Source organism: bacterium, assembly GCA_026398675.1.
Taxonomy (GTDB): domain Bacteria; phylum RBG-13-66-14; class RBG-13-66-14; order RBG-13-66-14; family RBG-13-66-14; genus RBG-13-66-14.
Window position 1 is genome coordinate 1 of sequence record JAPLSK010000046.1, and the last position, 3,335, is coordinate 3,335.

Below are 3,335 nucleotides of genomic sequence, written 5' to 3' on the forward strand. Positions count from 1 at the left end.
CCTGCCGCACCTCGATCCGCCCGACGGCCCCGTAGGGCAGGGGGATGGAAAGGCCCAGGGTGACGTCCAGGAGCTTGAGCTCGCCGGTATCGCCCTCTTTCGCCACCGAGACGGGCTCGAGGGCGGACATCGGTCGCACGCCGCGATAGCCGTCGCCCAGGTACAGAGTCGTCCGCAGGTCGAGCCACCCGAAGGCGCCGCCGAGGAAGAAGTCCACCAGCGCGCCCCCGCCGCCGCCCGAATTCCGACTGACGAAATACCCCCCGCCCAGGTACAGCGCCCGCTCGGGGAGACAGAGATCCAGGCCGCCGCCGAGGTTCAAGAGCACCGCCTTGCGCACCCCGTCGGGCGGCTCGTAGCCCTGGTAGTCCGCGGTGTCGTACCCACCCGCGTGGCGGTAGGCGAAAACCAGGCGGGGAGTGATGCCGAGCGGCCCCAGATCGAGGCGCGACGCGATCGAGCAGCCGGCCAGGAACACCTCCGCCGTCCCCTCGGTGACGCGGCCCGTCCGGACGCCGAAGATAGACCAGGACAGGCCCGGCTCCTCCCCCCACCAGCCGAGGCCCGCCGCCGGGTGGTCGTAGGGCTCGGTGTGGAGCGTCTCGGAACCGAGGTCCGGGTCGAGGTGCCCCAGCCGAACGACGCCCCACCCGCCGAAATCCGCCTTCAGGCGCAGCCGCGGGTTCAGCCGGAAGTTGTCCCAATTCCCGGTGTCGAATTCGAGGGCGTCGGAGCAGTCGTGCTCCACCTCGAGCCCCGCCTCCAGGCTCGCCCAATCCGCAAAAATCCAGCGCGCGCCGACTTCGAGGCGCTGCAATAAATACGAGCGCTCGTCGGGGCGCGGCGCGGGCGGCGTGTCGTACTCCACATTGGAAAGAAAGAAGTGGTAGGCGCCGTAGAGCTCCGGTTCGACCTCGAAGGCCGCGGCCGGTCCGACGGCGAAAATCAGGACGAGGACGGCGGCGCAGCTTTTCAAGATAAAACCTCCGCCCGGCGGCCGGTGAGCGACCAGGGCCCGGCGCCGGTTATCTCGACCGTGCAGCGGCGCCCGGATTCGAGGGCCTCCCCCGGCAGCTTGACCGGCTTCCCGCCGCGCGTGCGCCCGAAGGGCTCGCCCCGCTTGTCCCGCCCCTCGAGGATGACCTCCAGCGTCCGGCCCACCAGCCCCCGGTTCCGCGCGAAGGCCGAGTCCGAGATGAGCCCGATGACGCGCTCGAGCCGCGCCTGCTTGACCTCGGGCGGCACGTCGTCGGGGAGCGCGAACGCCGGCGTGCCCGGCCGCGGGGAGTACTTGAACATGAAGGCCGAATCGAAGCCCGTCTCCTCCACCAGCCCCGCCGTTTTCCCGAAATCCTCCTCGGTCTCGCCGGGGAAGCCCACGATGACGTCCGTGGTCAGGGTCAGGTCCGGCAAAAGCTCCCGCGCCTGCCGAACAATTGTTCGGTAGCGGTCCGCCGTATAGCCCCGTCCCATCGCGCCCAAAATTTTATCCGACCCCGACTGCAGCGGCAGGTGGAGTTGCTCGCAGACCGTCGGCTCGGCGGCCATGACCTCCAACAGCTCCGGGCTCAGATCCTTGGGGTGGCTGGTGGTGAAGCGGACGCGCTTTATCCCCTCAATCCGGGCGACCTCCCCCAGCAGGCGGGGGAACCTGCGCCCCTTCGAATGGTACGAGTTCACGTTCTGCCCGAGGAGAACGACCTCGGTGAAGCCCGCCGACGCGAGGTGCGCGACCTCGGCCAGGACGGCCTCCGGGCTCCGGCTGACCTCCGGACCGCGCAGGTCCGGCACTACGCAGTAGGCGCAGCGGTTGTCGCAGCCTTCGATTACGGTCACGAAGGCGGCGTGGGGGCCGATGGCGGGGTGGTCCAGGCGGTGATCGGAATCGGGGTTGAAATCCGTCGCGGGGTCGGCCGGGTCGAGGTCTTTCGCGAAACTTTCCGGGGTTTTCAGGGATTCCACCAGGTGGGGGAGGCGCTCGACGGCGCCGGGGCCGGTCAAAAGATTCAGCCGCGGCAACAGGTCGCGGGCCGCGTCGCCCAGGTGCCGGGCCAGGCAGCCGGTGAGGCCGAAGAGGAGGCCGGGGCGTTCCTTCGTCAGGCTGTAAAGCTGACGCAGACGGCCCAGGGCGTGGCTGGCCGCCTTCTCGCGGACGCTGCAAGCATTGACCAGGATTAAATCCGCGTCGGCGGGGTTTTTCACCAGGTGCCAGCCGTCGGCGAGGAGGCCGGCGGCCAGGCGCTCGGCGTCCCGCTCGTTCATCTGACAGCCCTGGCTTTCGAGGTAGAGATTTTTCACGTTAATGGAAAGATTGTCAAAGTAAAGGGATTGTGCTATACTTTTCTTGCGTCCCAGAGTACCGCAAGGTACGTTGGTCAAGTCCGGCACGGCCGGTTACTGACCACTGGGCGTTTTTCTATGGCCAGAGCTTGAGCCCTTCTGGTGTCCCTCCGCGAAGTCGTGTTGAAGGTGTGCAGTCAATTTTATCGATAATCGCGGAAAAATACCTGTCATTTCCCCGTTCAAACTTCTGAAATGCAATACCAGCCAACAAATCGGCGAATTGTACCCCGAAGCTGTATTCCGAGGGGGTCAGATAAACATTGTCAACTATATTCTCAAACTTTGTGTAGTAGGAACCATCTATAAATAATGAGTGATAGAAGCTACGTAACCTCCGATCCTGAGATTTGTCCCTGCTGTCCTGGATTCCGATCCCTCTGTTCTGTGTCTTTCTAAGAAAATTCTGAAATCTCTCTAACAGCAGAAGAAGTGCCTGAGAATACATACTCTCAGGTTTATTTATATATTCTTTTTCATAGGCAGCTTGTTTATTGATTAAAACGACATAGAATCGAACACTTCTAATGTCACGAAGAGCATCAAGCAACTCGCATAGTAGGGCATGTTTCCTGGCAGGATCCCAGTTATTCAGTGGATTTAATGCGGCCCTCTTAGCATGCTTATCACTTAATGCCGGGTCAATAAACGGCTTATGGAAGTATTCCCACTTCAATTCAGTAATTAAGGGAATCGAATATTTCTGTTTAATAGAGTGAAGACAAAAGCGCAATCTCCGGCAATCCACTTCATCAATAGAAAAACCAGCAGCGACAAAATAATTAGTCGCATTCGGACGTGGGCGCCCAGCATCACCGGATTCATCAATATAGAGGAGGTGCATCGTTATATCCCCACGACAGAACTGGCGGAAATAATACTTTCTACATCGGCCATCCCACGACCCGCGATGTCGAAGGCGGTGCCATGGCTGGGACTGGTCCGTAGGAACGGCAATCCCAAGGTTACGTTGACCGCGGAGTCGAAGGCCAGGA

At 61.8% G+C, this 3,335-nt stretch carries 4 protein-coding genes; all 4 read right to left on the reverse strand.

The window, feature by feature from the left end; translation table 11 throughout:
* Positions 1 to 976: hypothetical protein (locus NTW26_00670; GenBank protein MCX7020787.1), on the reverse strand; the 976-nt coding region annotated here is incomplete at its 3' end.
* Positions 973 to 2,298, reverse strand: a complete 1,326-nt coding sequence (gene miaB / locus NTW26_00675; protein MCX7020788.1) for a tRNA (N6-isopentenyl adenosine(37)-C2)-methylthiotransferase MiaB — start codon at positions 2,296 to 2,298, stop codon at positions 973 to 975. The genes NTW26_00670 and miaB, both read right to left, overlap by 4 nt.
* Positions 2,299 to 2,416: 118 nt before the next feature.
* The gene (locus NTW26_00680) at positions 2,417 to 3,184 is read right to left on the reverse strand and encodes a DUF3800 domain-containing protein (GenBank protein MCX7020789.1); all 768 of its coding nucleotides are present in this window, start codon (positions 3,182 to 3,184) and stop codon (positions 2,417 to 2,419) included.
* A 2-nt stretch (positions 3,185 to 3,186) separates the two neighbouring features.
* Positions 3,187 to 3,335: 4-hydroxythreonine-4-phosphate dehydrogenase PdxA (locus NTW26_00685; protein ID MCX7020790.1), on the reverse strand; the 149-nt coding region annotated here is incomplete at its 5' end.

Bases quoted from the DNA above. Each gene is read 5' to 3' on its own strand.
- NTW26_00680 (MCX7020789.1), bottom strand. From the start codon at position 3,184: ATGCACCTCCTCTATATTGATGAATCCGGTGATGCTGGGCGCCCACGT.